The organism is Pseudoalteromonas shioyasakiensis, assembly GCF_001550135.1.
In the GTDB taxonomy this organism is placed as follows: Bacteria; Pseudomonadota; Gammaproteobacteria; order Enterobacterales; family Alteromonadaceae; genus Pseudoalteromonas; species Pseudoalteromonas shioyasakiensis.
In genome coordinates this window covers 312146-339090 of sequence record NZ_LRUE01000015.1, presented here as the reverse complement: position 1 = coordinate 339090, position 26945 = coordinate 312146, and the positions used below count along the sequence as shown (strand labels likewise).

Below are 26945 nucleotides of genomic sequence, written 5' to 3'. Positions count from 1 at the left end.
TCAAGGCGTTACTTTGCAAGAATGGCAGTCCCTTTTAAGAAGTAACAACGATGAGAGTAAGTGCCTGTGAAGCGCCCAAAGGGTTGGTTTAAAAGCGATTTATACTGCGTTATTGATTTTAACAATAGAACCACTATTACTTGCAATCAATGCCTTGCCTAAATCGCTTTTAATTCCAACTGAAACTCGCATCTTGAGGTAGTTTGGGTATATTAAACCATTGCGTGTTATGGTAGTTCTAAGTGTTAAAACAGGGATTAAAAATGGACTTACGGTTAATTATAAATGGCAAAAAAGCGGCTGATGAGCAGCTTCGTGACGCTATCGGTCAATTTCGAACCAGTCAGCCACTTGCAGTGCGTGTTACTTATGAAGGCGGTGACATTGAGCGCTTTATTAATGAAGCCGTGGCAGAGGGTGTAAAACGTGTTGTCGTAGCTGGTGGTGATGGCACCGTTAATGAAGCCGTTAATGCATTAATGAAACTGGAAAAGTCACAACGTTTAGAGCTTGCTATTTTACCTATGGGCACAGCGAATGATTTTGCTACAGCCGCTAATATTCCTCATGGGTACTTGCCAGCACTGAAACTTGCCGCAGATGGTCAGCCGCATGCAATTGATACCGTAGAGGTTGATAAGCGTTATTTTGTGAACGTAGCCAGTGCTGGCTTTGGGGCAAAAATTACCGCAACCACACCGCCTGCACTGAAAAACTTACTCGGTGGTGGGGCGTATACCTTGGCTGGTCTTGTACAAGCGCTGAGTTTTGTCCCTTACAGTGGCGAGTTAACGCTGCCTGATGGTGAACGTACTTCGGGCGATATTATTGCCGCTGCCGTATGTAATGGCCGCCAAGCGGGCGGTGGCCAGTCACTTGCGCCACATGCGTACATAAATGATGGCTTGGTTGATTTAGTGGCGTTTACATCATTTGCAATTTCAGATGTACCAGCGGTTATCGAAGAGCTAAGCAATTATCCTAATTCATCACAACAGTGGGTAAAACGCTTTCAAGTGCCATGGCTCGAATGGCAAACACAAACAGAAATGCCAATAAACTTAGATGGCGAGCCAATCACCTCAAAACAACAGCGTTTTGAAGTGCATGTTGGTGCGCTTAACTTAGTGCTGCCAGAGGCTTGCCCGATGCTAAGATGAAAATTTTTGATGTTACTCGGTTAGCGCTGGTTTTGCTTGGGCCGCAATGCTAGATTACTTCTGTAAAAATTAAACTCTCACGCAATGGACTTTAATTTTTAACAGTTTAGGTAATTTGAATGAATCAAACAGTGGAACAAACAATGAAAAAAGTAGGATTAGTCGGTTGGCGGGGCATGGTTGGCTCTGTGTTATTAGAACGTATGCAGCAAGAAAATGATTTTTCTAATATCGACACGACTTTTTTCACCACCTCACAAACCGGTCAATTAGGTCCTGATCTTGCGGGTCCTGCTAAACCGCTTTTAGATGCCAATGATATCGCTGAGCTTGCGAAGATGGATATTGTTGTTACTTGCCAAGGCGGTGACTATACCAAAGCCGTTTACCCGCAATTACGTGAATCAGGTTGGCAAGGTTATTGGATTGATGCGGCATCGGCACTGCGTATGAGTGACGACAGTATTATTGTGCTAGACCCAGTAAACAAAGACGTTATCAGTGCAGGCTTAGAGCGAGGTGTTAAAACCTATGTGGGCGGAAACTGTACCGTATCACTTATGCTATTAGCCCTAGGCGGTTTATTTGAGCAAGACTTGATTGAATGGGTAAGCCCAATGACATATCAAGCGGCTTCTGGTGCAGGCGCACGCAACATGAAAGAGTTAATTGCGCAAATGGGTGCAATTCACGAAACAGTGGCAGACAAGCTTGCAGATCCAAATGCTGCGATTCTTGAGATTGATAAGTTAGTCACCGAAAAAATTGCCTCAAGCGATTTACCACAAGACCAGTTTGGTGTTCCTCTAGCTGGTAGCCTTATCCCTTGGATTGATGTACCAATGCCAAGCGGTCAAAGTAAAGAAGAGTGGAAAGCGCAAGTTGAAGCGAACAAAATTTTAGGTAGTAGCGAACAACCTGTCCCTGTTGATGGCTTATGTGTTCGCATTGGCGCAATGCGTTGTCACTCACAAGCAATGACAATTAAGCTGCGCAAAGACATTAGCGTTGAGAAAATTGAAGAAATTCTTGCTTCTCACAATGAGTGGGTAAAAGTGATCCCGAATGATCGTGGCATTACATCAACTGATTTAACGCCTGTAAAAGTAACTGGCACACTGTCTATTCCGGTAGGTCGTATTCGTAAATTAGCGATGGGACCAGAATACATCAGTGCATTTACAGTGGGTGACCAACTGTTATGGGGTGCAGCTGAGCCACTTCGTCGTATGTTACGCATTATTGTTGATGGTCAACATTAATCACACAACTCAATATTAAGGCTAGCAGTTTGCTGGCCTTTTTTAGCACTAAAGGAAAGTAATGCACACCCCTAATAAATGGAAAATGACACCAGAGCGAGTATCGCAGTTCATCAAAACCTACAGCTTTGCATTGATGGTTGATAGTGAGTTTGAGGCAACTCATTTACCATTAGTGTATAAACCCGATGAGGGCGAGTTTGGTACCTTATATGGTCATGTGTCACGAGCGAATCGTCATGGCAAAAGCTTGCAAGGTACCCGTGTATTAGTGGTTTTTAATGGGCCGCATAGTTATATTTCACCCACTTGGTATAGTGAGAAGCCAGCTGTATCGACCTGGAACTACGCTGCGGTGCATGCCCAGGGCAAAGTAGAATACCTCGATGATGACAACACCTTAGTCTGCCTAGATGAGCTAATTAGCCAATACGAGCCAAGTATTTTAAACGACACCAGTTTGTTGCCAGTTGATTATCAAGCCAAGTTACTTCGTGGCATAGTGGGTATTAAAATCGAACTTGATTCAATTCAGGCAAAAGAGAAGTTAGGCCAGCATAAATCGGCGGCGGATCAACAAGGTGTTGTAACAGGGTTAAAATCAGATAAACACCCAGATGCCCAAGCTTTACTTAGCTATATGCTTAAACATAAAGTAGGAATAGGCAGCTAATTTGCATCCCGCAAATGCTGCCAATTGGTTGGAAAGTATCTAGCATGGCTTTGTTAAAAGCATGTTAATTACTAATGTTAAAGTTAGTACATTCCATGTGTCTGTCAACTAAATGTCATATTTTGAGAAAGTAAGATTCGAGTTAAAGCAATCTTAGAAGATATGTAAAACTCATTGATTTTATTTAGTCTAATCTACTTTGCTCCGAAAAAATAAACACTTAATTATTTGCCGAACTTCCAAGGCCTCACTATATTTTCTTAAGTGCTTAGTTGGAAGTTGGCTATGAACATTTCAAAAAAATTAAAACTCGCCTTTGCGTCAGCAATTGTGCTGCCACTCATCATCATTGCTGTGCTTGTAATTACACAAACAAGACAGCAAGCCCTCGATAGTTTTGCCGAGCTTAGTCAAAGAGAAGCAAGACAAGTCGATAATGGTATCAGTATGTTTTTTGCCGAAATCGAAAAAAACGTCGATTACCTTGCATCCCATGCCGCTATCTTAGACGCCAAGCAAGGCGTTAAAACCCATATACAGTCACCTAGTGCAGAAAAGCTTGATCATTTAAGTGGTAGTAGCACCGAACAAAACGCCTTTAGTTTGTTTGATCACTTTGGCGCCACCCACCCGGGACTTGCTTATATTTATATGGGTAATGAGCAAGGCGGTTATATTCAATGGCCAGAGGGTGAAGTTACAGCGAATTATGATCCAAGAGTAAGGCCTTGGTACGAAACAGGCAAAGCAGCAGATGGTAAAACGGTAAGAACCAATGCCTATTATTGGGCAGCCGATGACATGGTCATTGTTTCTACTGTTAAAGCGATTAAACAAGCAGGAGAGTTTATTGGTGTGCAGGGCATGGATGTATCCTTGCAGGGCCTTACCGATATTATTGCGAACATTAAACTTGGTGAAACTGGCTATTTAATGTTGATTGAAGATAGTGGCAATATACTCGTTGACATTAAAAATGCTGATTACAGGTTTAAGCAGCTAGCACAAGTCAATAACGGAAAATACAAACAGCTCGCTGATAATAATCAGGGGCAATTTGAAATTGACATTAATGGCAAAGATTACTTAGCGAATATTTACACCTCGCAAGAACTAGGCTGGAAATTTATAGGTTTAGTTGAAAAATCTGAAGTGATGAGTGCTGCAAACGCAATGACGATTACTATTTTAGTCATCAGTGCAATCTTGATTGCTGTGTTCATTTTAGTTGCTAGCTATATTTCTAAATTAATTTCTGCACCTATTGTTGAAGTAAGTGATGGTCTTACCGAGATATCGCAAGGTGGTGGTGATTTAACTAAACGTTTAGTGATTAAAACACGCGATGAAACGGCCAAACTGGCTAACAGCTTTAACTTATTTTTGAATCTAATATCGGATTTAGTCACGCAAATTAATGATTGTGCGCAAAATGTTAGTGATACCTCAGCGCAAACATCATCACAGGCGGCACAGTTATCTGGCTCAACATCACAGCAACAACAAGCCCTTGAAATGGCGGCCACAGCAATTAATGAAATGGCAGCGACTGCTAATGAAGTATCTGCTAGTTGTGCCAATGCAGCCGAGCTTGCATCGCAAACACAGCAGGCCTCTGAGCTTGGGCAAAGTGTTATATCTGAAACGGTTGATAGTGTTGTGTCTTTGTCTGAGGTGATCACCAAAGCAACCCAAGATATAAACCAACTCGACGCTGAAAGCGAAAACATCATGTCGATATTAAGCGTGATAAGAGGCATTGCAGAGCAAACCAATTTGTTAGCCTTAAATGCAGCAATTGAAGCGGCGAGGGCAGGCGACCATGGTCGAGGGTTTGCGGTAGTTGCAGATGAGGTGCGTGCGTTATCACAAAGGACCTCAGAATCAACAGAAGAAATAGCAAGTCAGTTAGATACGTTACGTAAAATGTCTGATCAAGTGTCTAAAGAGATGACAACCAGCTTAAACCGTACAAACAAAACAGTTGATTTAGCTCATTCAGCACAGCAACAATTTAGCGAAATAACCGCGTCTATCGTCAATATTAGCGATTTAAATACACAAATTGCCACTGCAGCCGAAGAGCAACAGCATGTAGCCGAAGACATTAACCGCAATGTTGTTGAAATAAAAAATGCGGCTGATGATGTAAGCGAAATTGCCGATAGTGCAAGAGGCAATGGAGAGAAACTAAACCTGTTATCGAATACACTGACAGATTTAGTGGGTAAATTTAAAGTGTAAGTGAGGCATTATTGAAACATTGTTGCTATTTGTTTTTAAGTAGACTTACGAGCTGGATCAATTTATCAAATAATAATTACCTGTTTTAGGTTCTAGGACTTGATTTAATAATACAATATGATTAATTTTTAACAGCAACCAACAACACAGTAATGAGCTATGCAGGGAAGAACATTCAACTTTAACAAATTGCCACTTATTGTTTGTTTACTAATGTTCTTTCTAACCTGCGTTTTTCATGTGTCTGTAAGTTATTTTCAGGTAAGACACCAAAAGCAATTTTCGAACGTTTTATTAAATAAGGCTGAGCATATATCTGCAGATATCTCATCAGCAATAAATGCCGCGTCACAGATATCATCTCGTCAATGTGACACTCAAACCATTAATAAATTACGGGTGATTTTGGCAAATTATGAATACGTTCATGATCTAGGTTTAATTAGAAAAGGTAAGGTTAAGTGCTCTGCAAATTGGGGTAAGTTAGATAAAACAACTTTACTTACTCAGCAATTATATAATTCATCTTCAGGATATGATTTTGCAGCAGAGGTTGCGGGTGTTTTTCCGGTAGAAACAAAGTATGACGTCACTAAACGTGACGATATCATCGCATTCACTGTAAACAAGCCTTTTAAACATATTGATGAATTAAATAAGCACTTTGAATTTAAAATTATTTCTAAAAATAAAGAGTATGTTTTTCATCACTATGAAACCCAATATCAATTTAACAGCAAAACATTTTTACCAACGCAACAGGTAGAAACGTGTAGTACACAATTTTCTTATTGTGTTGTCACTGAGAATAATCGCCCAGGTATTTTGTATTTCCCGCTGTATATATCTGTATTGATCATATGTATGCTTGGTTTAATTAGCTTTTTAATAGCCTATTCTTTGAGCTCATATTTTGATATGCAAAACTCCATGGAATTCAGACTTCGAAGTGCAATCAAAAATGCACAGTTGTATCTTGAGTATCAACCCATCATAGATGTTAAAACTAACAAAATAATTGGTGTTGAGAGTTTAGTCCGCTGGAAAGACGAAATACATGGCCAGGTTTCACCGGAACTATTTTTAGGTGTTGCTGAGCAGTTATCTTTGTATCCTATGTTGGCCTATGAATGCGCGACGAAGGCCCTTCAAGAATTAGCACCAATTATGAAAACCGATCATGGTTTTTCTGTCGCAATTAATGTTAATGCATATGAAATTGAAAACCCCGAGTTTTTAGATTACTTACATCAGCTTTGCAGTAAGCATGAGCTAAGGAGTGAGCAAGTAAAGATAGAGATCACAGAGCGCATTGGCCTGCCATTAACTTTATTAGCTTGCTTCGCTTTAAAGGCTAAAAAATATGGCTTTAAAATAGCGCTCGATGATTTTGGAACCGGGGTATCTAACCTTGTGTGGCTTACAGAAATCAACTTTGATGTAATCAAGATAGATAAGGTATTTACCCAATCAATTACAGATGGTGTTAAGCAAAAAATGATTTTGGCGATAATGTCATTAGTCTCAGAGTTGAACCGAACTGTTATCTTTGAAGGGGTTGAAACTGTGGACGAGTACAATTTTATCGAGAGTCATAACCAGGATTACCAAATACAAGGGTGGTATTTTTATAAATCATTGTCTTTGCAAGAGTTACAAAGTGCTTTAGTTGGTAATGACAATGCTCAAACGCTCTAGACTTATTTTGCTGTTACACATTAGTATGTAACCGGCAATCAATGTAGAACAAAATGGCAAATAATGAAAATAGACAATGTGAACGCTCAAGATTACCCAGAGCTACTTGCTGTATGGGAAAACTCAGTACGAGCAACTCATGATTTTATAACAGAAGACGACATAGCCTTTTTTAAGCCAATCATCATTGAGCAGGCGTTTCCTAATGTGACTTTAAAGTGCATTAAGGATGAAAATAAAACAATTTTAGGATTCGTTGGCGTACATGAGTGCAAAATAGAAATGTTGTTTATTTTAAATGCCGCAAGAGGTAAGGCCATAGGTAAAGCCCTACTTAACTTTGCGGTTGAGCAATTAGCCGCCAACAAAGTGGATGTAAATGAGCAAAACCCACTTGCAGTTGGGTTTTATCAGCATATGGGTTTTAAAGTTGCCTCACGTTCCCCTTTAGATGATATGGGCAAGCCTTTTCCAATATTGCATATGGAGCTCGTGTAGGAACGGCTTCAGCCATGTAGGTCGCCATTTATGGCGACAAAACCTTGAACATTTTTCAAATTACGCGCTAAAGCACGACCTACAAACGCGCGAAACAAGTTTCACGCCTACGAAAGAAAACATTAGGCGCTAGGATTTAGGCTCTGGGACGCGATGTAAAATCGCTGCTACTTGTTCGGCGTTGAAACGCCTCCTACAAACTTCCCCTTGTATCTTATAAACTAAAAAATCATTACTTGTCATACAAAATAATCTATTGTATTTTCAAGGAATTAAGGTTTAAAAATAAAAGGATTTTAGTAATGGTTAAACTAAATGGATTCACAGTTTTAATTTTGATTGCTATCAGTTCGCTAATAACTTATTTGGTTACTTCATCGAGCAACAATAGTGAGGTGACGGCTACCGTAATAGAGAGTCAAGTTAACAGTGATTCTAATAAAGAAGTGATCTCGGCGAATAACAAAGATACACATCAAAGCACTATTCAAGTTAAACAATTAGCCAGTTCAGATCCTGAAGGTAATAAGGTGAGTGAAGAGCAAGGTCAACAAACGAATTTAGCTGATAGACATTTTTCATCATCAGAATCTGTTACCAATTTATTCATCACTGATAATGAGCAAATTAAACAGCAAAGCGTATTTGGCGCAATCACAATTCCTGAATTTCATGACTTTTTGAATAATGTACGAGGTGCAGAAGAAACCGATAATTCAATAGAAAGAGAAGTTAAGCTGCTCGAGATGTTGAATCAAATTCGCACAAACGATGTTTATGCTGAAGACTTTGCTTGCAGAGGTAAAGTCTGTGCTATGTCATTTCACCATGAGGCTAACTCTGATTTTGATCTTGATAAGTTGAGTACTTTTGATGAAAACTACCTTTTCACAAACACATCAAAAGACGAATCAGGTTCAACAGTGACAAGAGTCTTGTTTATTCAAACAGACAACCCATCTCAATTAGTTTTTACCAATGGCTAGTCTTTGTAAGTCGCTATTTATGGCGACAAAACCTTAAACATTTTTATGTAGGAACGGCTTTTGCCGTGAACCATAAATGTTTGGCGTTTGAAACGCCTCTTATAAACAAACGCGCGAAACAAGTTTCACGCCTACGAAAGAAAACATTAGGCGCTAGGATTAAGGCTCTAGGACGCGATGTAAAATCGCTGCTACTTGTTCGGCGTTGAAACGCCTCCTACAAACTTTGCTCTCGTAACTCGCTAACTTTACTCTCGCAACTCGCTAACTCATAACTTATCTTTTGCTTAATTTAATGAACGCGATATGCTGATGTAACGAATAAAGCATTACATGGGAGTAGCAAATGAATCTCAATCAGGTGACGTTACCTGTAAAGGATATGAATGAAGCGGTAGCTTTTTACTTAACACTAGGAATGATTCAGATAGTAGATACACCGCATTACGCACGCTTTCAATGCCCAGATGGTGATGCTACATTTTCGCTGTCATTAGAAACTGAAGAGTTTAGTAATAGTGCGGTCATTTATTTTGAACATGAGCAGCTCGATGAGCTCTATGCAAGCCTTGTTAAAAAAGGTATTAGCTTTGAACAGCCGCCAACAGCCCAGCGTTATTTATGGACAGAAGCAATTCTAAAAGACCCATCAGGGAATAAAATTAAATTATATTGGGCCGGAGAAAACCGCTTAAACCCACCATGGAAGGTAGAAAAGCGAGGGTAAAAAAGGCGCTAGGGTCTAGGTCCTAGCGCCTAATAGCTAAAAACTATTATCTAAAAAGCTTAGCTCCAAAAACGTCACTGCTTTTCTTTCAGTAGTTGTTTGAGTTCAGCCATTTCAGCTTGTAGCTGAGCAATTTGCCCTTTGGTTGCAGGCATGTCGGCATCAGATGTTTGCTCTTCACGGGCGTTACGATGCTCTTCAGACATAACTTCTAAAATTGCACCAACCATCATGTTTAAAAATACAAAGGCTGTTAAGAAGATGAACGTTAGGTAGAAAATCCAGCTGAGTTCATACACAGCCATGGTTTCATACATAACATCGGTCCAATCCTCAAACGTGGCAATCCTAAATAATGTGAGCATAGAAATAGACACATCACCCCACAGTACTGGATTTATATCAGCAAACAGCATGCTACCCATGGCGGCATAGATATAGAAGATTACAAACATGAGCAGGGCGATATAGCCCATTTGTGGAATGGCTTTTAAAAGCGAGTTAACCAGCAGTCTAAGCTCTGGGATCATAGATACAAGTCGCAACACGCGGAAAATACGCAGTAATCGAGCGATAAAAATCGTAGAGCCAGCAGCGGGGTAAAGGCTACCCACCACTATTATAAAGTCGAAAATATTCCAACCTTTGGTGAAAAAGTCTTTAAAACCACGGCTTGCGATAAACCGTATCACGAGCTCAACTAAAAAGAATACCGTGATACCTAAGTCCATCCAATGTAAGGCAAGCTCAGCAGTTGGATGTAAAGAGTAGGTGTGTGCACCCACTGTTAGCGCTGAAATAACAATGACAGCAATAACAAATGATTGAAAAATTTTACTTTTATCGATACGCTGAAACAGCTGTTGTAACTGCGACAACATCATATAGAACCCTTTGGTAATAATATTTAAACCCACGCAATATACAGGAAAACGCAGCACCAATGTATAACTACATAAAGGAAATTTAATGTTTTTAAATGCCTTAAAATTGGCCGTGATTGCGACCCTTGCAATACTTTTATCAGCTTGTAGCTCAGATGCCCGTTATCATGAAATTCAATCGGCGCGTTTAAGTGAATGCAATCATATGGCAGATAAAGAGTACCATGAGTGCGTAAAGCGCCAGCAAGACAGCTACGAAGAATTTAAAAAACAACAAGCAGAACATGACTAAAACTGAAAAACGTCTAGATAAGGCTATTCGAGTTGCATTAACGCAAGCGTGCGAACAAGCAAAAGAACAAGTACAAGAATTTTCATGGTTAACGCATACTGCTGACCTAAAAAAGCTACCGCAATCACTAAAAGTAAGTTGTTATTGTAAAGAGCTGCCGATAACCGCTGAGCAAACCCAGTTAATTTCCAGTTTAATTATCAAAGAATTGAGCGCTATAGATTTAGCTATCAATGCAAAAGCAATTGCGTTTTTAAAGGAATAATAATGTACGTAAATTTAACCCCTAAACAGATGGTTAGGTTAAATCTAGCCCTTGCTATGTTATTTATTTGTATAGGTGTGTACAGCTTGCAATCAGACTCATTACCTATTTCAAGTTTTACCGGTTTTATATTTGCTATCGGTTTTATGGTACAGGCCTACCGCTCAACAGAGAAACTTGCTGCCAAATCAGCGCTTAGTAAAACACTGACGGCAACAGGCACAAGCTTAACGGTTAAGCAGGTTTATTATGGCGATAAAGAAGAGACTCTTGAATTAAGCCGTATTACGCAACTGAAAGTTGCTGATAACTATTTAGCCGTAATTTTAGATGGTAACGGCCAAGGTTATGACTTTCAAATAAAAGGCAAAGCTGAAGCAATCACTAAACGTTTAAATGAGATATTGCCAAAGGCGCTGCTTAAAAACAGCCCAATCAAACAGGTTTAATTTGGTAAGCCAGCCGCAAATGGCTATAATCGGCAAAAATTATTGAAAGAGATATAGCAATGGCAGTGCCTACGCGTTCACAAATTTCAATTGGCTGCGAAGTCAACATTGTTTTAAAACAAGATCAACGAACAGGCCAGTTAACTCAAGGTGTGGTGTCACGTATATTAACTAAATCCCCAAACCACCCGCATGGTATTAAAGTTCAACTTGATGATGGTCAAGTAGGGCGCGTGAAAGAGATCTTATCATGAGTGTTTTAAGCGAAAGTGAATTTTGGCAACTTGTGACCGCCGAAGATAAAACTGCTGAGCCTGAGTCTGTTTGTAACGCATTAAAAGCAAAGCTGACTGATTTATCTGACCAGCAGCTGATGGAATTTGATAAGCAGTTTAACCTACGTATGCGTAAAGCCTATACCTGGGATCTATTTGGTGCCGCTTATGTAATGGCCGGTTGTAACGATGATTATGGTTTTTCTGAGTTTTTATGTTGGCTTATTTCACGTGGTGAACAGGCTTTTTTAAAGGCGCTTGAAAACCCGGACTCAATTGCCGAGTGTACGCCAGTTTATCATTTAAACGAACAGCCTTACCCGTATTTAGATGAGTACGATTTAATTGCTGGTATGCTTTACGAAGAACGTAATGATGACGAATTACCCTTTGTGCCATCAGGCCTTGAGCAACCAAAAGGTAAACGTTTTAAAGATAAAGCTAAGTTTTTAAAACAAACCTACCCAAATTTATACGCCAAATATTGGCAACAACCGAGTTAATTAACAGCACCTAAGGGTGCTTTTTTTATGTCTTTAGGTTACTTGCTTTTACCATGAAAACTCAGTAAGTTATTAAATAATATTAATAAAGTGAATGCTAACATGCGTCAGGAGCTTATTGAGCTAAAGCAGTATTTAATAAAAAAGGCATTAAAAGAGAAACCTATGCGATTGATACTTTACCAAGAATTGAAGGGCATTGTATTTACGACGCAAAGAGTCATATTGAGGTTTTTTACTTCGAACGAGGGGTTAAGTTTCAGCAAAAAACATTCTCTGATGTTGAAGATGCGATAAGTTATTTCAAAGCTGAGTTGCTTTCAGACCCATTTTCTAAATTATAACGTTCATAGGCATAAAGTTTACCAGCAATTTCTTAGTACCCAAATTCAATCATTTTGTGTTATCTTATTCATGCTTAATTCAGCACTATTAACAACATAAATCAGCAGACTAGATTAAAACTGTTTGCTACAACACATATCAAAGGAAATGACAGTGTCAGAAAACGTATATCAAGCCCCAGAATCAAACCTTGCTACAGCATCAACAGAAACAACCACTTTAAGCATGAAAGAAATTTTGTTTTCTTTTAAAGGTCGTATTCCTCGTAAGACCTATTGGTATTCTTTCTTAGGTATTATTGTAGCTTCATTTGTTTTTATGTTCGTAGTTGCATTATTAACAGGTGGTAATGAAACAGCAATCTCTGTGATCACACTAATCTTTTATATCCCACTTATGTGGGTTTCGCTTGCGGTTCAAGTAAAGCGCTGGCATGACCGTAATAAATCAGGTTGGTGGGTATTGATTGGCTTAGTTCCAGTTATTGGTGGTATCTGGGCGTTAATCGAAAATGGCTTTTTAGCAGGTGATGAAGCTGAGAACCGTTTCGGTCAACCTACTAGCTTATAAGCTATACTGTGTGCTCTGAATATTAGAGCACACAAAGTAAATTTACCCGATGAAGCATTTAACTACGATTCAAATCGCTCGATTTATTATCAGCTTTAGTTGGCTTTATCATGGGCTGATGCCAAAACTTATTCACATAGCCCCCCTTGAACTAAAAATGACGGCCAGTTTTGGTTTTAATGCTGAAATCTCAACGCTCATTACCCGAGCAGCTGGCATAGGTGAAATTATATTTGCCGTGCTGTTTTTTATTTTCTATCGTTCAATGTTAATCAATATTCTCAACATAGCTGCTTTAGTAGGGCTAATGCTGTTTGTTGCTGTTTTACAACCAGCACTGTTAGTCGAAGCGTTTAATCCTGTGACTACAAACCTTGCTTTGATCGCCTTTAGCCTCGTATTAATTAAAGAACTCAAAGAACCACAGCTCAATGCTTAATACGCCGCACCAGTCACCAATAACTCAATTCACAAAAAAAGAAGAAAAAAAATTTTTATCTTCTTATTTATTTTTTATAGGGTTAGTACAGATTATTGCCGCGTTCTATTTTTTGGATTTGCCTATAAAAGAGCAACTAATAGATGAGCAGGGCGTAGTACAACGCTTTTATGATTCACATAGAAATTGTGGCAAATTTAAATGTAAACTCATGACAGTTGTTGGTACTGAGAAGACGACTACATTCCTTAGACCAACTAACTTACCAATTAGCTTAAATGATAACGTTCATATTTTGGCTTCGTATGATAAAAGTGCCGAAGCGTATAAAGTCCATCAATTAAAACTTAATGGTAAAATGATTCAAAGTTATGAACAGGCGCTATTTAAAAGCAACATAGCTCGTATATTGCTTGGTATTTTTGGTCTGATTTTGATTGCTTTTAGTTTAATAAAAAAGTTTAAAGCTAAACCGAATAACAACGCTTAATTTCATCAATCATGGCATTTGCTAAAGGCGAGCTGGCGTTTGTTTTTGAGGTGATCAATACCACTGGAATATCGTAGTGATATTTTTTTGGCTGGATAGCTTTGAAAATGCCTTTATCAACCCAAAACTGTGCGTAGTGATCGGGTAAATAACCAATAAACTCATCCGATAAAATTAAATGTGCAATACCTTCATCGTGATAAGCAACAGCACTGTTTTGATAGTTTAATCCGTCGTTTCGGCTTTCTTTATCGCGCATGTAGTTACTAGTAATGACTTCGGCTTCTTTAATGAGCTCATCTATTTGTTTGTCTTCACACTCAAATAATGGATGACCGACTGCGCAATACAAAAAGTTAGTTTCGTTATGTAGGGCGGTGTAATTTAATCCGCGAATATGATGGCGGCTAACACCAATCCCCACCAACGAGCGGCCATTGGCTACTGCGGTTTCTACCTCTCGTGCCTCGCACACATTAATATCGAACTGAATGTTTTTACCTTTGCCTTTTAACCTTGCTATCGCGCGGGGAATGGCACAGCGTGGGTCGCTGACCATGGTATCTATCATGGCAATACTTAAACGTCCCGATAACTCGTTTTTAGAGCTGGCTACGGTATTAGCAAAGGCTTCGCATTGCTGAAGCAGTTCTATCGATGCCTGATAAGTGATGGCGCCAGCGTCTGTAATTTCAAAACCACTGCGGCCACGTTTACATAATTTAATACCAAGCCTTACTTCTAAATCTGATAAATGCGCACTGATGGTGGAGCGGCCAATATTCAAACGTGACTCTGCGGCTGATAACCCGCCACACTCAACAATTGCTACAAAAACGCGCAATAAGCGCAGGTCTACGTCATGAACTTGCATAGCTCTTCTTTTAGTTCGATAAATCTGGAATGAATAACGATAATTATGCATTTGTAAAACAACTAGAGCAAGCTAGACTCCATCTAAATAAAACTTAATCCTGTTCTTTAGGAGTTATAAATGACATTTAAGTATGGTGTTGACCAATTAACGTTAGACAGCGTTAATGCTATTGCAGCCGGTACGTTACAGGCAGAGCTTTGCCAAGAAGCAATTGATAAAATTAATAAAAGCCGCCAAAACGTAGACAAAATGGCTGCCTCAGATAAAGCCATTTATGGTATCAATACGGGCTTTGGCCCATTATGTGATACACAAATTTCTCCAGAAGAAACCAACCTATTACAAAAAAACTTATTAATCACACACGCTGTTGGTGTGGGGGAGCCAATCGCTAAACCTATTTCAAAGCTGATGCTAATCACCAAAGTACATGCATTAAGCCAAGGTTTTTCAGGTATTCGTTTAACCGTTGTTGAGCGTATGCTTAAGTTTATTGAACTTGATATTATCCCAGTTGTTCCAGAGCAAGGCTCAGTAGGCGCGTCGGGCGACTTAGCACCGTTATCACACTTATTCTTACCTCTTTTAGGTGAAGGCGAGTTCTGGGTAAACGACACAATCAAACCCGCGGCAGAGGTATTAAAAGAGCATGGCTTAGAGCCGCTTGATCTGCACGCTAAAGAAGGTCTTGCGTTAATCAACGGTACTCAGTTTATTTTATCGCACGCCATTACAGCGCTTACTAAAATGCGTTACTTATTAGACCTTGCAGATATTGCAGGCGCTATGAGCATTGAAGGTATGCAAGGTAGCGAATCGCCGTTCCGTGAAGAGTTACACGCAATTCGTGCTTTTAAAGGTAACGTTGAAGTTGCAGCGCGCATGCGTAGCTTTTTTGCAGGCTCTGAAAACATGGCTTCACACACTGATTGTGACCGTGTTCAAGACCCTTACTCACTGCGTTGTATTCCACAAGTTCATGGTGCATCACGTAACGCGTACTACCACTTAAAAGAGCTTGCTGAAACAGAAATGAACTCTGTAACAGATAACCCAATTGTGATCAGCGAAGAAGAAGCTATTTCGGGTGGTGGTTTCCACGGCCAACCACTTGCTATGGTTTTAGATTACGCTTCAATCGCAGCGGCAGAGCTTGGTAACATTGCTGATCGTCGTTGTTATTTATTGCTTGAGGGCTTACACGGCTTACCACGCTTGTTAACGACATCGGGTGGCTTAAACTCTGGCATGATGATCCCGCAATATGTGACTGCGGCACTGGTAACAGAAAATAAATCATTGTGTTTCCCGCCATCAGCAGACAGCGTACCAACATCAATGGGTCAAGAAGATCACGTATCTATGGGTAGTATCTCTGGTCGTAAGTTAAACCAGATTTTAGGTAACCTTGATAAAATCTTTGCTATTGAGCTGATGTATGCAGCGCAAGCAATCGAATTTAGACGTCCTAACAAGTGTTCAGACATCATTGAAGAAAACTTTGCGTTAATTCGCAGCAAAGTTACCAAACTAGAAGAAGACCGTTTACTTAAGCCAGACATTGATGCCATGGTAGAACTTGTTAAATCGCAAGCGTTTAAAGTTAACTAAGGGAGCAAATAATGACTTTTCAAGAACAAATTAAGCAAGGTATCCCAAGCGTATTGCCAGAGCCAAAACCGTATCCAAGTGATGCAAACCGTGCTCCAAAACGTAAAGACATTTTATCGGCTGACGAAAAGCAATTAGCTATTCGTAACGCATTGCGTTATTTCCCTAAAGAATGGCACAAAGAATTAGCCGCCGAATTTGCCGCTGAGCTTAAGCAATTTGGCCGTATTTATATGTATCGCTTTAAGCCTAACTATGAACTTAAAGCGCGCTCAATCAACGATTACCCAGCTAAATGCGAACAAGCTGCCGCTATCATGTTAATGATCGACAATAACCTTGATCCTGCAGTAGCACAGCACCCTGAAGAGCTAATCACTTACGGTGGTAACGGTGCGGTATTCCAAAACTGGGCGCAGTACTTATTAACTATGAAGTACTTAAGCGAAATGGAAGAAGACCAAACGCTACACATGTACTCGGGTCACCCTATGGGGTTATTTCCATCATCAGTTGAAGCACCGCGTGTGGTTGTAACAAACGGTATGATGATCCCGAACTATTCAAAGCCGGATGATTGGGAAAAATTCAATGCACTAGGTGTAACTCAATACGGTCAAATGACTGCGGGTTCATTTATGTACATTGGCCCACAAGGTATTGTTCACGGTACAACTATTACCGTAATGAATGCGTTCCGTAAAGTGCTCGAAAAAGGCGAATCACCAAAAGGCAAGATCTTCTTAACTGCTGGTTTAGGCGGTATGAGTGGTGCGCAGCCTAAAGCGGGTAACATTGCTAACTGTATTACCGTGTGTGCTGAGGTTAACCCTAAGGCAGCTATTAAGCGTCATCAACAAGGTTGGGTTGATGAGCTAATCGATAACATGCCAGAGCTTGTTGAGCGTGTACGTACGGCTCAGCAAAATGAAGAAGTGGTTTCAATAGCCTTTATCGGTAACGTGGTTGATGTATGGGAAAACTTCTTAGCAGAAGATATTTTCATTCACTTAGGTTCAGACCAAACTTCACTTCATAACCCTTGGTCAGGCGGTTACTACCCGGTTGATATCAGCTATGAAGAGTCAAATCGTTTAATTCGTGAAGAGCCAGAAGTATTTAAAGAAAAAGTACAAGCGACGCTTAAGCGCCACGCCGATGCTGTTAACAAGCACACAGCAAAAGGTACTTACTTCTTTGATTACGGTAATGCGTTCTTGCTAGAAGCATCACGTGCTGGTGGCGATGTAATGGCTGAAAATGGTATTGATTTTAAATACCCATCGTACGTACAAGATATTCTTGGCCCAATGTGTTTTGACTACGGCTTTGGCCCGTTCCGCTGGGTATGTACGTCAGGTAAACCAGAAGATCTTGATAAAACAGATGCGATTGCTGCAGACGTTTTAAATAAAATCATGGCGGACTCACCTGAAGAGATCCAACAGCAAATGCAAGACAACATCACGTGGATCAAAGATGCGAAGCAAAACAAACTGGTTGTTGGTTCGCAAGCTCGTATTCTTTATGCAGACGCACTAGGCCGCGCTGAAATTGCTAAAGCCTTTAATGATGCCATTAATCGTGGCGAAATTGGTCCGGTTGTACTTGGGCGTGACCACCATGATGTAAGTGGCACTGATTCACCTTTCCGTGAAACATCAAATATTTATGATGGTAGCCGCTTCACAGCAGACATGGCGATTCACAATGTAATTGGTGATGGTTTCCGTGGTGCTACTTGGGTATCTATTCACAATGGTGGCGGTGTAGGCTGGGGCGAAGTGATCAACGGTGGTTTTGGTATGCTACTAGATGGTAGTGAAGCTGCCGAGCGTCGTTTGAAATCTATGCTATTATTTGATGTAAACAACGGTATTGCTCGTCGTAGTTGGGCGCGTAACGAAGAAGCTAATTTTGCGATTAAACGTGAAATGGCTCGTACCCCTAAACTTAAAGTGACCTTGTCTAATAACGTTGATGATGAAGTTTTATCAAACTTAGATTTCTAAGTTGTGTCAATGCAAAAAGGCCATGTTGTAAACGCAACATGGCCTTTTTTATTGCCAAAAATTATTAAATAGCGCATCGTTTAGGGAATAAATTTTTAGCTTGGCGAATAAGGAGATAGATATGACTAGACTACTTACTGGTGGATGCTGCTGCGGCGAAGTCAGCTTTAAAGTCGCTGATAACTTTAGGCGTTTTTTCTTCTGTCATTGCGAACAATGCCGCAAACTAACTGGCACTGCTCACGCTGCAAATTTGTTTACCTCGCCTGATGCTATCGAATGGGGTAAAGGCCAACATCACATCACGCGGTTTAATTACCCTGGACGTGCATTGTCTAGAGCGTTTTGTAAAACCTGTGGCTCAGCGCTGCCATTTGAATCACAAGACAGTAAATATCTACTTGTACCTGCAGGCAGTTTAAATGAAGAGCCAAGTAAGGAATTAGACGCGCAAATATTCTGCGAAGAGCAAGCCGAATGGCATAAAAAAGGATTAAATGGCAAAAAGCAGATAGGTTTTGGTCGCGATTAAGCCCCATTAAAGGGGAAAGTTTGCGAGATACGAGAGTAAAGTTAGCGAGTTTCAAGTTTGTAGGAGGCGTTTTAACGCCGAACAAGTAGCAGCGATTTTACATCGCGTCCCATAGCCTGAATCCTAGCGCCTAATGTTTTCTTTCGTAGGCGTGAAACTTGTTTCGCGCGATACTATGTAGGACGTGCTTTAGCGCGTCAAAAGAGAAGTTAGTGAAATACGAGAGTAAAGTTTGACCAGTTAATCGAGTTTGATTAATCTGTAAAACACATTTTAAAAGGAGGTTTAACATGTTTAAAGTTTTAACCTTAGCTGCTTTAGTCTCGTTAGCTGTACCTACAAACGCAAATGAAATTACAGCTGAGTTTCTTAAAAAAGAGCTTGAACTTGCTCATTCTCAGTACATCAGAGGTTCGAGCGATAGTGCGCTTTATGCGTTAAATGCACTAGCAAGAATTCTTGAGCTTGATAGCGCTAAAACGCTGCAAACAGAATTAGGTCCTAATAATCTTGCTTTTACTTATTTGCGCATTGGACTCATTTATGAGCATGAAGGTGATCAGCATCAAGCCAATAGCTACTTTGCAAAAGCGATGAATGCTCACCAAGGCGAAAAACTTAAGCTTGCAGAGCTTAAAGCGTATATAACTAAATTAGATAAATCAGCTGCTCACTTAATTTAAATATAATTGGAAATACAAGGAAGACGATGATCAAATGGCACGAACTAAATAAATACCAAAAAGCTGCATTTTGGTGCTTGATAGCTATTGTTGGTTGGTTCTCACCTGAGATTGCACTGTTATTTCATTTTGGTGGAATAGAAGTTGTATTTGCGTTTTTAGCAATGTACAGCTTGCCTATCATCAGAGTCGTGCGTTCTTACCTTCAAAAAATTAGAGAAAATCTGTTACTTGCCTATGTGTCATTTCAAAAAAGTGCCTCTGGTAAACCCAACGTCTTTTTAATGCAAACGGCATTTTGCTGTCTTGCAATTGCACTCACCGGATCATTCTCTTTTGCAATGGTATTTTTAATGCCAGGAATGATGTTAAACAATATGCTTGTTTAATTGGAGTAAAGTTAGCGAGTTACGAGAGTAAAGTTAGCGAGATACGAGAGTAAAGTTAGCGACATAGAAGGGTAGAGTTTGCGAGTTACAAGTTGGTCGGAGGCGTTTCAACGCCGAATAACTAAAATTCACGGATGATGCCGTTCCGCTCAGAGCAATAAAAAACACTGTAAATTATGAATGAATTGATAGAGATAGGTTTAAGCACTGTAAAGCGACATCCGTTTTTACCGTTTTCGATTTACTGCGCTAATGATGAACAACATATTGTAAATGTGCCTATCGCAAACCCATTACTTGTCGTTGTGTTATCTGGCAGCAAAACGCTAATAGATACAGAAGAAGTTAACTGTGATGCAGGTGATTTTGTCTTTATGGCAAATACACCACAGGTTGCGATGCGCAATATTCCGCAAAACTTTGGCTATATTGCGTTATTGATTGAATTTGATTACACCGACTTTGAGTGTTTGAAGTATCAATCGGGAGCAAAGAAAAAGTTTATTACTGGGCAAGTCGATCCACTGTTTCAAATGACCTTAAAACAATTTATTGAATGGGCTGCAGTAACACCACCACAATTATGGCCAATTAGAAGACAAGAGCTGCTGCAAGTACTATTTTCGCAGGGCTTCAAAGACTTAGGTTCAATTATTGAGCCACCTACACTGACTCACAAAGTACATACTATTATCGCGAGTGATTTAACGCGTGATTGGGATGCAAGCAGTATTGCAACGACGTTAGCGATGAGCGAATCGACACTCAGAAGAAAGCTAACCGCAGAAGACAGTAGTTTTCAGTTAATTAAAGATAACGCGCGTTTAAGCCATGGACTACACTTAATTCAAAGTAGCTCACAATCTATTGGCACTATTGCCCAGCAATGTGGTTTTTCGTCGCAATCTAGATTCACCGATAAGTTTAAACTTTTGTTTAATACGACTCCAACAGCCCTTCGTAAAACAATCATGAGCGAAGCAGGCTAATAATTGACAGTTTTGGTACTAATTTGATCTGTCTTTGCTAGGTATTATGATTATTCTTATTAATCGGAGAATATTATGAAATCATCAACATTGAAAATTGCTACACCGTTATTTTTGCTATGTTTATCTAGCACCACATTCGCTGAGTCTTTTACCTTAACAAGCAAAGACATTGCCCATGGTGACTTTATGGAGAGTGCGCAAGAGTTTAAAGGGTTTGGTTGTAATGGCGATAACCTTTCTCCACAACTCGCTTGGCAAAATGCACCTAAAGGAACTGAAGCATTCGCATTGACCGTTTATGATCCTGATGCCCCTACAGGCAGTGGCTGGTGGCATTGGCAAGTTGTGAATATTCCTAAATCAGTATCAAGCTTAGCGAGCGGTGCTGGAAATGCTGACAAGAATGCTTTGCCTAAAGGGAGTGTACAAATAACAAATGATTATGGTTTTAAAGGCTTTGGCGGTGCCTGCCCACCAGAAGGTCATGGCGCTCACAGATATCAATTTACACTTCATGCGTTATCACAAAAGCTTGAATTACCAGAGAACGCATCAGGTGCGTTAGCAGGTTATATGATCAATGCTTATTCGCTTGATTCAGCAACAATTGAGGCGCTTTATAAGCGTTGAGAGAGTTAGCGAGCTGCAAGGGTAAAGTTAGCAAGTTTCGAGCGTTTGTAGGTCGTGCTTTAGCGCGATTAAGGGTAAAGTTATCGAGTTACAAGTTTACAAGGGCGTTTTAAAGCCGAACATCTAAGGTTCACGGCTGAAGCCGTTCCTACGTGAAAATCTCCACGGTTTTTGTCGCCATAAATGGCGACCTACAAGGGCACTCGAAGGCGTGAAACTTGTTTCGCGCGTCTGCTCTTAAAAAAGTTGCGACATAAAGAGGCCGCTACTTGTGAAAGTGTATGGCCTCAAACATCATTGACTCGCAACTTTAATCATCTTTCTTTGCTTTTTTCGCGAGGATTTCAACTTCGGCTTTTTCGGTCACACCAGCCATACTAAGTGCTGTGCTGCCTACCGATTCATATTCAAGTTTTATTTTATCGAGTTTAGCGTCGTTTTTGTCTGGTAAACTTAAGCTACGTGATGACATCCCTTTGGTTAGAACACCCAGGTTTTCAAATACCTTTTCTTCACCATTATTCATGATGACTTTAATACTTTTAAGGTTCACTGTGCCATGTGTGCATTTAACCTTAATGTGACTATAACGGCTGCTGGTAATAGGGTTTACGGTATCGGTTTCGCTTTTGTAGCTGACCTTTTTCTCTGCAATTGTTTTCCAGTCGTCATCACCCGCTAGGCTTTGAGTACTGGTTAAGGCCAAAAATGTGGTTAAAGCGATGAGTTTGACTATTTTCATTTGATTCCCTCCAAAAATTATCATCATTAAAATTTATAGCATATAAACAGATTGGTTGCCTATGCAAAGTTCATAAAATAGAACCAAAAGCATTTATTAATCGTATTAACTAATACGTTATAAATTCACCAACCTTAATCAGCATGCTATGCTAGTAAAGTGTCTATAAGTTTATGGATTTTCAATGAGATATTACTTTTGTTTAGTGGCTTTTTTACTATCAACCTCATCAATTGCCAGCGCTCTGCTGGATGTAAAGCCGAGCAATAAAACGCAGTTTTTGGCACTGATAAAAGACAAACAAGGTGATTACAAAACAAAAGAGGGCAGTGATGCGGTTTGCCAAAACGCATCTTTTTCATTGATAAAAGAATCAACGCAAGGCTTTAGCTTAGGGACGTTAATCGATTTTAGTGACTTACATAACGGCACGCAGGTAAAAAAGATACCACACTTTTGCGTTGTCAGTTCGAAGTTAAAATACTTCGTAAATGGCATTGTTAGAACCAAGCGATATTTTCGCTGTGAAAACGAAGACGATAACGGTTCAACAACAGAAGATCTGCGTTTTAAAGACAATGGCAATATCACTTATACACTGAGTAAACCTGATGTTTCTTGTGTGTTTGAAAAGCAATAATAGTTTTCCTCATACAATTTTAAGCCTATGATGGGCTTTATTTTTAATTGAAAATCTTATGACTAGCCAACTTATTCAAGCATTTTTAGTACTTGCTGCTTTTTACATAGCAAGCCTTATTATTGACCGGGCAATTAAACAGTTTCAACGTCGGTTTGATTCAACTGCACTTGAAACTTTCCGGCTTATTTCTAACTCGCAGCGAGCTATTTTATTATTCATTGGTATTGTTCTGGCGTTATCGAAACTGGGTTTTGACGTAGCCGCGTTAGTTGCCGGCTTAGGCCTAACAGGCTTTGCTCTAGGTTTTGCGTTGAAGGATGCTATTTCAAACCTAGTAGCAGGTGTCATGATTGTGCTTTATAAGCCCATTAAACTTGGTAATTACATTGAAGTGAGTAATTCAAAGGGCACTGTGATTGACCTTAATCTGCGCTATATCACAATTAAAGGCGAGGGAGCTGTGCATTTAATTCCTAACTCTTTAATTTTAAGTAATAAAGTGTCAATCATTGATCGCGAAGACGATTAATCACAAATTTTAGCTATAAAAAAAGCAGCCTAGGCTGCTTTTTTAAGTTTTAGCAAATTACATTTGAGATTGCAGGTAATTCTCAAGCCCTGCGGTTTTGATTAACTGCTGCTGTGTTTCAAGCCAATCAATCTGTTCTTCTTGCTCATCTAAGATGTGATCAAGCGCTTCACGGCTGATGTAATCTTTTTTCTCTTCAGCAAGTTTAATTGCCGCTTTAAGATCAGGTAATGAATCCAGTTCAAAGCTCATATTCGCTTCGATCATTTCTTCAGAGTTTTCACCAATACGTAGGCGACCTAAATCTTGTAAGTTTGGTAAACCTTCTAAAAACAAAATACGCTCAATTAAACGGTCGGCGTTTTTCATTTTTTGAATAGATACTTTGTAATCAGCTTTATCTAATTTTGAAAAGCCAAAATCTTTAAACATACGAGCGTGTAAAAAGTATTGGTTAATACCTACTAATTCATTCGCTAATACTTTATTAAGTGCAGCAATGACGCTTTTATCGCCTTTCATACAATTAGCCTCTATTCGCCCATTTGAGATTGATGGTAGTTTTGGCTACCAATTTTGTCGATTAGACCAAGCTGTTGTTCTAACCAGTAAACATGATCTTCTTCTGTATCAAATAATAGCTTTTCAAGCACTTCGCGTGATTGATAGTCTTTTTCTTGTTCACAGATTGCAATTGCTTCTTTAACACAGTCAACCACTTCTAGTTCAAGTGTTAAATCGTTTTGCATCATGCTTTTCACGTCTGAGCCAATTAATAGATCACGACGTTTAGTCATGTTTGGTACGCCTTCTAAGAATAGAATACGTTTGATCAACCAATCAGCGTGATCTTTTTCTTCTTCCATTTCGTGGTTAAGACGCTCATACAGCTTATTTAGGCCCCAATCATCATACATACGAGAATGAATAAAGTATTGATCTATAGCGGCTAATTCGTTTGCGAGTAGTTTGTTAAAACTATCGATGACTTTTTGGTTACCTTTCATAATGCTGTCCTCGAATTCCAAGTTGCGGTAATTGTAGTATATAAAAACAAGATTGCAAACTTTTTCCTTTGTAAATCAGTTGTTTACTATTGAGTGTGATTCTCGTTTAAGTTTGCGTTAATGGTTGATAAATGAACAATCTATCGTTTCTATTCTTAAATGAAAAAAGCCCTTACTAAGAAGGGCTTGTTGTTCTTCATTAAAGTAATTTAGAAGCTATAAGTTGCACCAAGTGTAACAGTGGTACCTAAGCCTTTAATGTTATAGCCACCATAGGTGTATGACTGGGCACGGGCAGGGTAGTAATCATTGTTAAATAGATTTTCAACCCCCATAAACGCTTGCCAGTTTTTGCTAAAGTTATAACGACCGCTTAGATTAAATAGGTTGTAACTGCTAATTGGCCCTTGGTCGCCAACATAGTCACCGTCTGCATTTGGTTCAAAGCGTTTGCGAGAACCCACATATAAATAACTTACCGTTAGTGATAATTCATCATTAGGTTGCCAGTTTAAGTTAGCAGTGCCTTTAGGTGGGCTAATTTGACGCGAGCCTAAGTAAATGTCGTCTTCGGTGTTTTTACCTTCAACATAGCTGTAAGTTGCAACCAGTTTTAGAGTTGGGTTAATTTTATAATCAACCAGTGTTTCGTAACCCCAAATCTCTTGCGGTGCACGTACCGGCTCATAAACACCGGTTACTTCATTAAAGCTATTCGTGGTGCCAAATTCTGATGTACTACGGTAGGCTGCAAATTCAAAACGTAAGTCATCAAACTGTGAGGTAAAACCAATTTCATAGTTATCGATGATTGATGCTTCTGTTTGAATTAAACCAATATCGTTTACCGTTGCAGCACGTAATAGGCGGCCAATATCTGAGATATCAGACCCTTGAGAATAATTGGCAAACGGGCTGAAAGTCTCAAGTAAATTGTATTTCACACCCACGTTATAAGTGGTTGCATCGTAATCTATGGTATCACCTTTTACACTTAGCGGTACTGAGCACTGTGTTTCAGAGCGGCAAAGCTTTAAGGTATTGTAATCATCAACGGTTAAATCAATGCTCTCTTGGCGCACACCCGCTTTAATAACTAAATCATTATTGATAACCCATTTTGTTTGTAAAAAGCCAGCAAGACTTTCCATATCCATTTCTGGTACCCAAACACGGCCATCTACAAGTGGCTGAGACGTCACATCATTCAGTGCATCTAGGCCATAAATGAAGGTAGCTTCAACATTGTCAAAATCTACAAGGGTATTGAAGGTAGCGCGTGCACCTTTCTTTTCAGAGCGAATAATTGATTGGCCGCCTTCGTAGCCTTCGTCTGGGTTAGCTAAGTTTGTAGAAAAGAAAAACACATTCTCGATGTCTTGCATGTAAAGGTCGAGTGTCATTTGGGTATTAGTAAACAGGGCGTAGTCTGTGTATTTTAAGGTAATGTTTTCGTTACCGTCTGGGCCTTGTGGTTTACCTTGCTTTTGCAGCTCTTTAGGTACATGTATGGCATAGGTTTTTTCGCCATCATTAAGATCCCCTACAACATCCCCTAAATCAGTTTTTTGTTGAGAGCTAAAGTAGTTATAGCTAAATTGCAGTTGCTTCTCATCGTCAAAATCATAACCAAGTTTGGTGAAGTAGTTTTCGGTTACTGCATCAGATAAACCGTACTGTAAGCCAAGAATATCGCCTTCAGCGTCACGTTGAACGCCATTTTCTTCGTAACTTGCGGTGAATAAATAGCTAATTTTATCAGCACGACCATTAATTGCCGCGGAGACTCGCGCACCAGCGCTTTCTTCTAACTTAACTGCACTAAAGCGTGACGATAGGCTGATCTCACCTTCTGGCTGACCATCACTTGTTGCTTGTTTTGTGATGTAGTTAATAATACCGCCCGATGCGCCATTACCATAAACAGAGGTAGCACCTTTAATTACTTCGATACGCGCAATGGCACTTGGGTCGAGTGTTTTAACTCCTAACGAGCCGTTTCTGAGAGGTGTAGATTGTGGCACACCATCAATCATCACAAGTGGTGCACGGCCGCGTAAACTCTGACCTGTATTACTCGAACTACCCGTATCTGGAGCAAGGCCTGGTACCATTTGCGCAAGTAAGCTTTGTAGTTCTGGATTAACTTTTAAATGCTCTTCAATTTGCTGTTGGCTAATAATCGTGACGGAAGCGGGTACTTCATCAATGCTTTCAAATACACGGCTGCCTGATACAACAACGTGTTCCATTTCTTCTGCGGTAAGTTTTTTATTGATGGCATCATCAGCAAATGATTGGCTGCTTAGTGCAAGAGCGACCAGAGTCAGTGAAGTTTTTAACATGCTTGTCCTTGTTAAATCAGTATTTATTATGTGATTGTGCGGCAGTCTAAATGTAAAGAAGTGTAAAGGCAAGGCTAATGATAATTATTTGCAATAATAAGTTGGCGGGTTTTAGTCATTTGTATTTGCTTGCTTAAGCCAAAGGGCTTAAATGGAGAGTCATGATAAATAGGGGATTGTCGTGTTTAATAGC

Annotated in this window: 31 protein-coding genes; 25 read left to right on the top strand and 6 right to left on the bottom strand. The window is 39.7% G+C overall.

From position 1 onward, the window contains the following. Positions 1-263: 263 nt before the first annotated feature. The 8 genes from yegS to PASHI_RS10740 all read left to right on the top strand — a co-directional run bounded on the left by yegS (position 264) and on the right by PASHI_RS10740 (position 9248). Positions 264-1160 carry a lipid kinase YegS gene (gene yegS, locus PASHI_RS10775; protein WP_062565600.1) on the top strand — a complete coding sequence of 299 codons (897 nt, stop codon included), beginning with the start codon at positions 264-266 and terminating at the stop codon, positions 1158-1160. Positions 1161-1279: 119 nt separating this feature from the next. Continuing rightward, entirely contained in the window at positions 1280-2422 is a 1143-nt protein-coding gene (asd, locus tag PASHI_RS10770) for an aspartate-semialdehyde dehydrogenase (protein ID WP_062565599.1), read from the top strand. 61 nt (positions 2423-2483) lie between these two features. Continuing rightward, positions 2484-3095, top strand: a complete 612-nt coding sequence (locus tag PASHI_RS10765; protein WP_062565598.1) for an FMN-binding negative transcriptional regulator — start codon at positions 2484-2486, stop codon at positions 3093-3095. A 285-nt stretch (positions 3096-3380) separates the two neighbouring features. Then, positions 3381-5339: a methyl-accepting chemotaxis protein gene (locus tag PASHI_RS10760; RefSeq protein WP_062565597.1), complete on the top strand. Its 1959-nt coding sequence runs from the start codon at positions 3381-3383 to the stop codon at positions 5337-5339. A gap of 240 nt (positions 5340-5579) precedes the next feature. Beyond that, positions 5580-7037 (top strand): EAL domain-containing protein, encoded by a 1458-nt coding sequence (locus tag PASHI_RS10755; protein ID WP_167542017.1) that lies wholly within the window; start codon positions 5580-5582, stop codon positions 7035-7037. A 63-nt stretch (positions 7038-7100) separates the two neighbouring features. Continuing rightward, positions 7101-7535, top strand: coding sequence for a GNAT family N-acetyltransferase (locus PASHI_RS10750; RefSeq protein WP_062565595.1), 435 nt, complete (start codon positions 7101-7103; stop codon positions 7533-7535). 302 nt (positions 7536-7837) lie between these two features. After that, positions 7838-8521, top strand: a complete 684-nt coding sequence (locus PASHI_RS10745) for a hypothetical protein (protein ID WP_062565594.1) — start codon at positions 7838-7840, stop codon at positions 8519-8521. Positions 8522-8867: 346 nt separating this feature from the next. Further along, positions 8868-9248, top strand: coding sequence for a VOC family protein (locus PASHI_RS10740; RefSeq protein ID WP_062565593.1), 381 nt, complete (start codon positions 8868-8870; stop codon positions 9246-9248). A gap of 74 nt (positions 9249-9322) precedes the next feature. Here PASHI_RS10740 and PASHI_RS10735 read toward each other — a convergent pair whose 3' ends face one another. After that, positions 9323-10129, bottom strand: a complete 807-nt coding sequence (locus PASHI_RS10735; RefSeq protein ID WP_171037160.1) for an ion transporter — start codon at positions 10127-10129, stop codon at positions 9323-9325. 88 nt (positions 10130-10217) lie between these two features. On the opposite strand from PASHI_RS10735, the gene PASHI_RS10730 reads away from it, so the two are divergent. From PASHI_RS10730 to PASHI_RS10690, 8 genes are all read left to right on the top strand, one after another. Then, positions 10218-10424 carry a hypothetical protein gene (locus PASHI_RS10730; RefSeq protein WP_054563817.1) on the top strand — a complete coding sequence of 69 codons (207 nt, stop codon included), beginning with the start codon at positions 10218-10220 and terminating at the stop codon, positions 10422-10424. Further along, positions 10417-10689, top strand: a complete 273-nt coding sequence (locus PASHI_RS10725) for a hypothetical protein (protein ID WP_055199120.1) — start codon at positions 10417-10419, stop codon at positions 10687-10689. Before PASHI_RS10730 ends, PASHI_RS10725 begins: the two co-directional genes overlap by 8 nt. Positions 10690-10691: 2 nt before the next feature. After that, positions 10692-11138, top strand: coding sequence for a hypothetical protein (locus PASHI_RS10720; RefSeq protein WP_062565592.1), 447 nt, complete (start codon positions 10692-10694; stop codon positions 11136-11138). Between the two features lie 59 nt (positions 11139-11197). Continuing rightward, on the top strand, positions 11198-11392 hold the full coding sequence (locus PASHI_RS10715) for a YwbE family protein (RefSeq protein ID WP_036971837.1): 195 nt from the start codon (positions 11198-11200) through the stop codon (positions 11390-11392). Beyond that, entirely contained in the window at positions 11389-11916 is a 528-nt protein-coding gene (locus PASHI_RS10710) for a DUF4240 domain-containing protein (RefSeq protein WP_062565591.1), read from the top strand. Before PASHI_RS10715 ends, PASHI_RS10710 begins: the two co-directional genes overlap by 4 nt. A 498-nt stretch (positions 11917-12414) precedes the next feature. Then, on the top strand, positions 12415-12831 hold the full coding sequence (locus tag PASHI_RS10700) for a DUF805 domain-containing protein (RefSeq protein ID WP_082665559.1): 417 nt from the start codon (positions 12415-12417) through the stop codon (positions 12829-12831). A 49-nt stretch (positions 12832-12880) separates the two neighbouring features. Beyond that, complete coding sequence (locus PASHI_RS10695) at positions 12881-13270, top strand: DoxX-like family protein (RefSeq protein WP_062565589.1); 390 nt, start codon at positions 12881-12883, stop codon at positions 13268-13270. Continuing rightward, the gene (locus PASHI_RS10690) at positions 13263-13760 is read left to right on the top strand and encodes a hypothetical protein (protein ID WP_062565588.1); all 498 of its coding nucleotides are present in this window, start codon (positions 13263-13265) and stop codon (positions 13758-13760) included. Before PASHI_RS10695 ends, PASHI_RS10690 begins: the two co-directional genes overlap by 8 nt. Here the strand turns inward: PASHI_RS10690 and PASHI_RS10685 are convergent. Then, positions 13738-14634 (bottom strand): LysR family transcriptional regulator, encoded by an 897-nt coding sequence (locus tag PASHI_RS10685; RefSeq protein ID WP_062565587.1) that lies wholly within the window; start codon positions 14632-14634, stop codon positions 13738-13740. The genes PASHI_RS10690 and PASHI_RS10685 overlap by 23 nt on opposite strands. Positions 14635-14754: 120 nt before the next feature. Here PASHI_RS10685 and hutH point away from each other — a divergent pair, with 120 nt between their 5' ends. From hutH to PASHI_RS10650, 7 genes are all read left to right on the top strand, one after another. Then, a complete protein-coding gene (gene hutH / locus PASHI_RS10680; protein ID WP_062565586.1) occupies positions 14755-16248 on the top strand; it encodes a histidine ammonia-lyase in 1494 nt (497 codons plus the stop codon). An 11-nt stretch (positions 16249-16259) separates the two neighbouring features. After that, on the top strand, positions 16260-18260 hold the full coding sequence (locus tag PASHI_RS10675; protein ID WP_062565585.1) for a urocanate hydratase: 2001 nt from the start codon (positions 16260-16262) through the stop codon (positions 18258-18260). 121 nt (positions 18261-18381) lie between these two features. Further along, the gene (locus PASHI_RS10670; RefSeq protein ID WP_062565584.1) at positions 18382-18792 is read left to right on the top strand and encodes a GFA family protein; all 411 of its coding nucleotides are present in this window, start codon (positions 18382-18384) and stop codon (positions 18790-18792) included. A 290-nt stretch (positions 18793-19082) separates the two neighbouring features. Beyond that, positions 19083-19475, top strand: a complete 393-nt coding sequence (locus PASHI_RS10665; RefSeq protein WP_062565583.1) for a hypothetical protein — start codon at positions 19083-19085, stop codon at positions 19473-19475. A gap of 26 nt (positions 19476-19501) precedes the next feature. Continuing rightward, on the top strand, positions 19502-19864 hold the full coding sequence (locus tag PASHI_RS10660) for a hypothetical protein (protein WP_062565582.1): 363 nt from the start codon (positions 19502-19504) through the stop codon (positions 19862-19864). A gap of 176 nt (positions 19865-20040) precedes the next feature. Then, on the top strand, positions 20041-20853 hold the full coding sequence (locus PASHI_RS10655; protein WP_062565581.1) for a helix-turn-helix transcriptional regulator: 813 nt from the start codon (positions 20041-20043) through the stop codon (positions 20851-20853). Positions 20854-20928: 75 nt separating this feature from the next. Beyond that, complete coding sequence (locus PASHI_RS10650; RefSeq protein WP_062565580.1) at positions 20929-21486, top strand: YbhB/YbcL family Raf kinase inhibitor-like protein; 558 nt, start codon at positions 20929-20931, stop codon at positions 21484-21486. Between the two features lie 310 nt (positions 21487-21796). Here the strand turns inward: PASHI_RS10650 and PASHI_RS10645 are convergent, their stop codons facing one another. After that, complete coding sequence (locus tag PASHI_RS10645; protein WP_062565579.1) at positions 21797-22228, bottom strand: hypothetical protein; 432 nt, start codon at positions 22226-22228, stop codon at positions 21797-21799. A gap of 184 nt (positions 22229-22412) precedes the next feature. Between PASHI_RS10645 and PASHI_RS10640 the strand changes: the two genes are divergently transcribed. Together PASHI_RS10640 and PASHI_RS10635 are read left to right on the top strand one after the other, a co-directional pair. After that, complete coding sequence (locus PASHI_RS10640) at positions 22413-22868, top strand: hypothetical protein (RefSeq protein WP_062565578.1); 456 nt, start codon at positions 22413-22415, stop codon at positions 22866-22868. A gap of 58 nt (positions 22869-22926) precedes the next feature. Beyond that, a complete protein-coding gene (locus PASHI_RS10635; RefSeq protein WP_062565577.1) occupies positions 22927-23400 on the top strand; it encodes a mechanosensitive ion channel family protein in 474 nt (157 codons plus the stop codon). 57 nt (positions 23401-23457) lie between these two features. On the opposite strand, the gene bfr (PASHI_RS10630) is transcribed toward PASHI_RS10635, so the two are convergent. The 3 genes from bfr (PASHI_RS10630) to PASHI_RS10620 all read right to left on the bottom strand — a co-directional run bounded on the left by bfr (PASHI_RS10630) (position 23458) and on the right by PASHI_RS10620 (position 26752). Beyond that, positions 23458-23922, bottom strand: coding sequence for a bacterioferritin (gene bfr / locus PASHI_RS10630; protein ID WP_062565576.1), 465 nt, complete (start codon positions 23920-23922; stop codon positions 23458-23460). Positions 23923-23933: 11 nt separating this feature from the next. Continuing rightward, complete coding sequence (bfr, locus tag PASHI_RS10625; protein ID WP_054552096.1) at positions 23934-24407, bottom strand: bacterioferritin; 474 nt, start codon at positions 24405-24407, stop codon at positions 23934-23936. A gap of 209 nt (positions 24408-24616) precedes the next feature. Further along, positions 24617-26752: a TonB-dependent receptor gene (locus PASHI_RS10620; RefSeq protein WP_062565575.1), complete on the bottom strand. Its 2136-nt coding sequence runs from the start codon at positions 26750-26752 to the stop codon at positions 24617-24619. Positions 26753-26945: the final 193 nt, after the last annotated feature.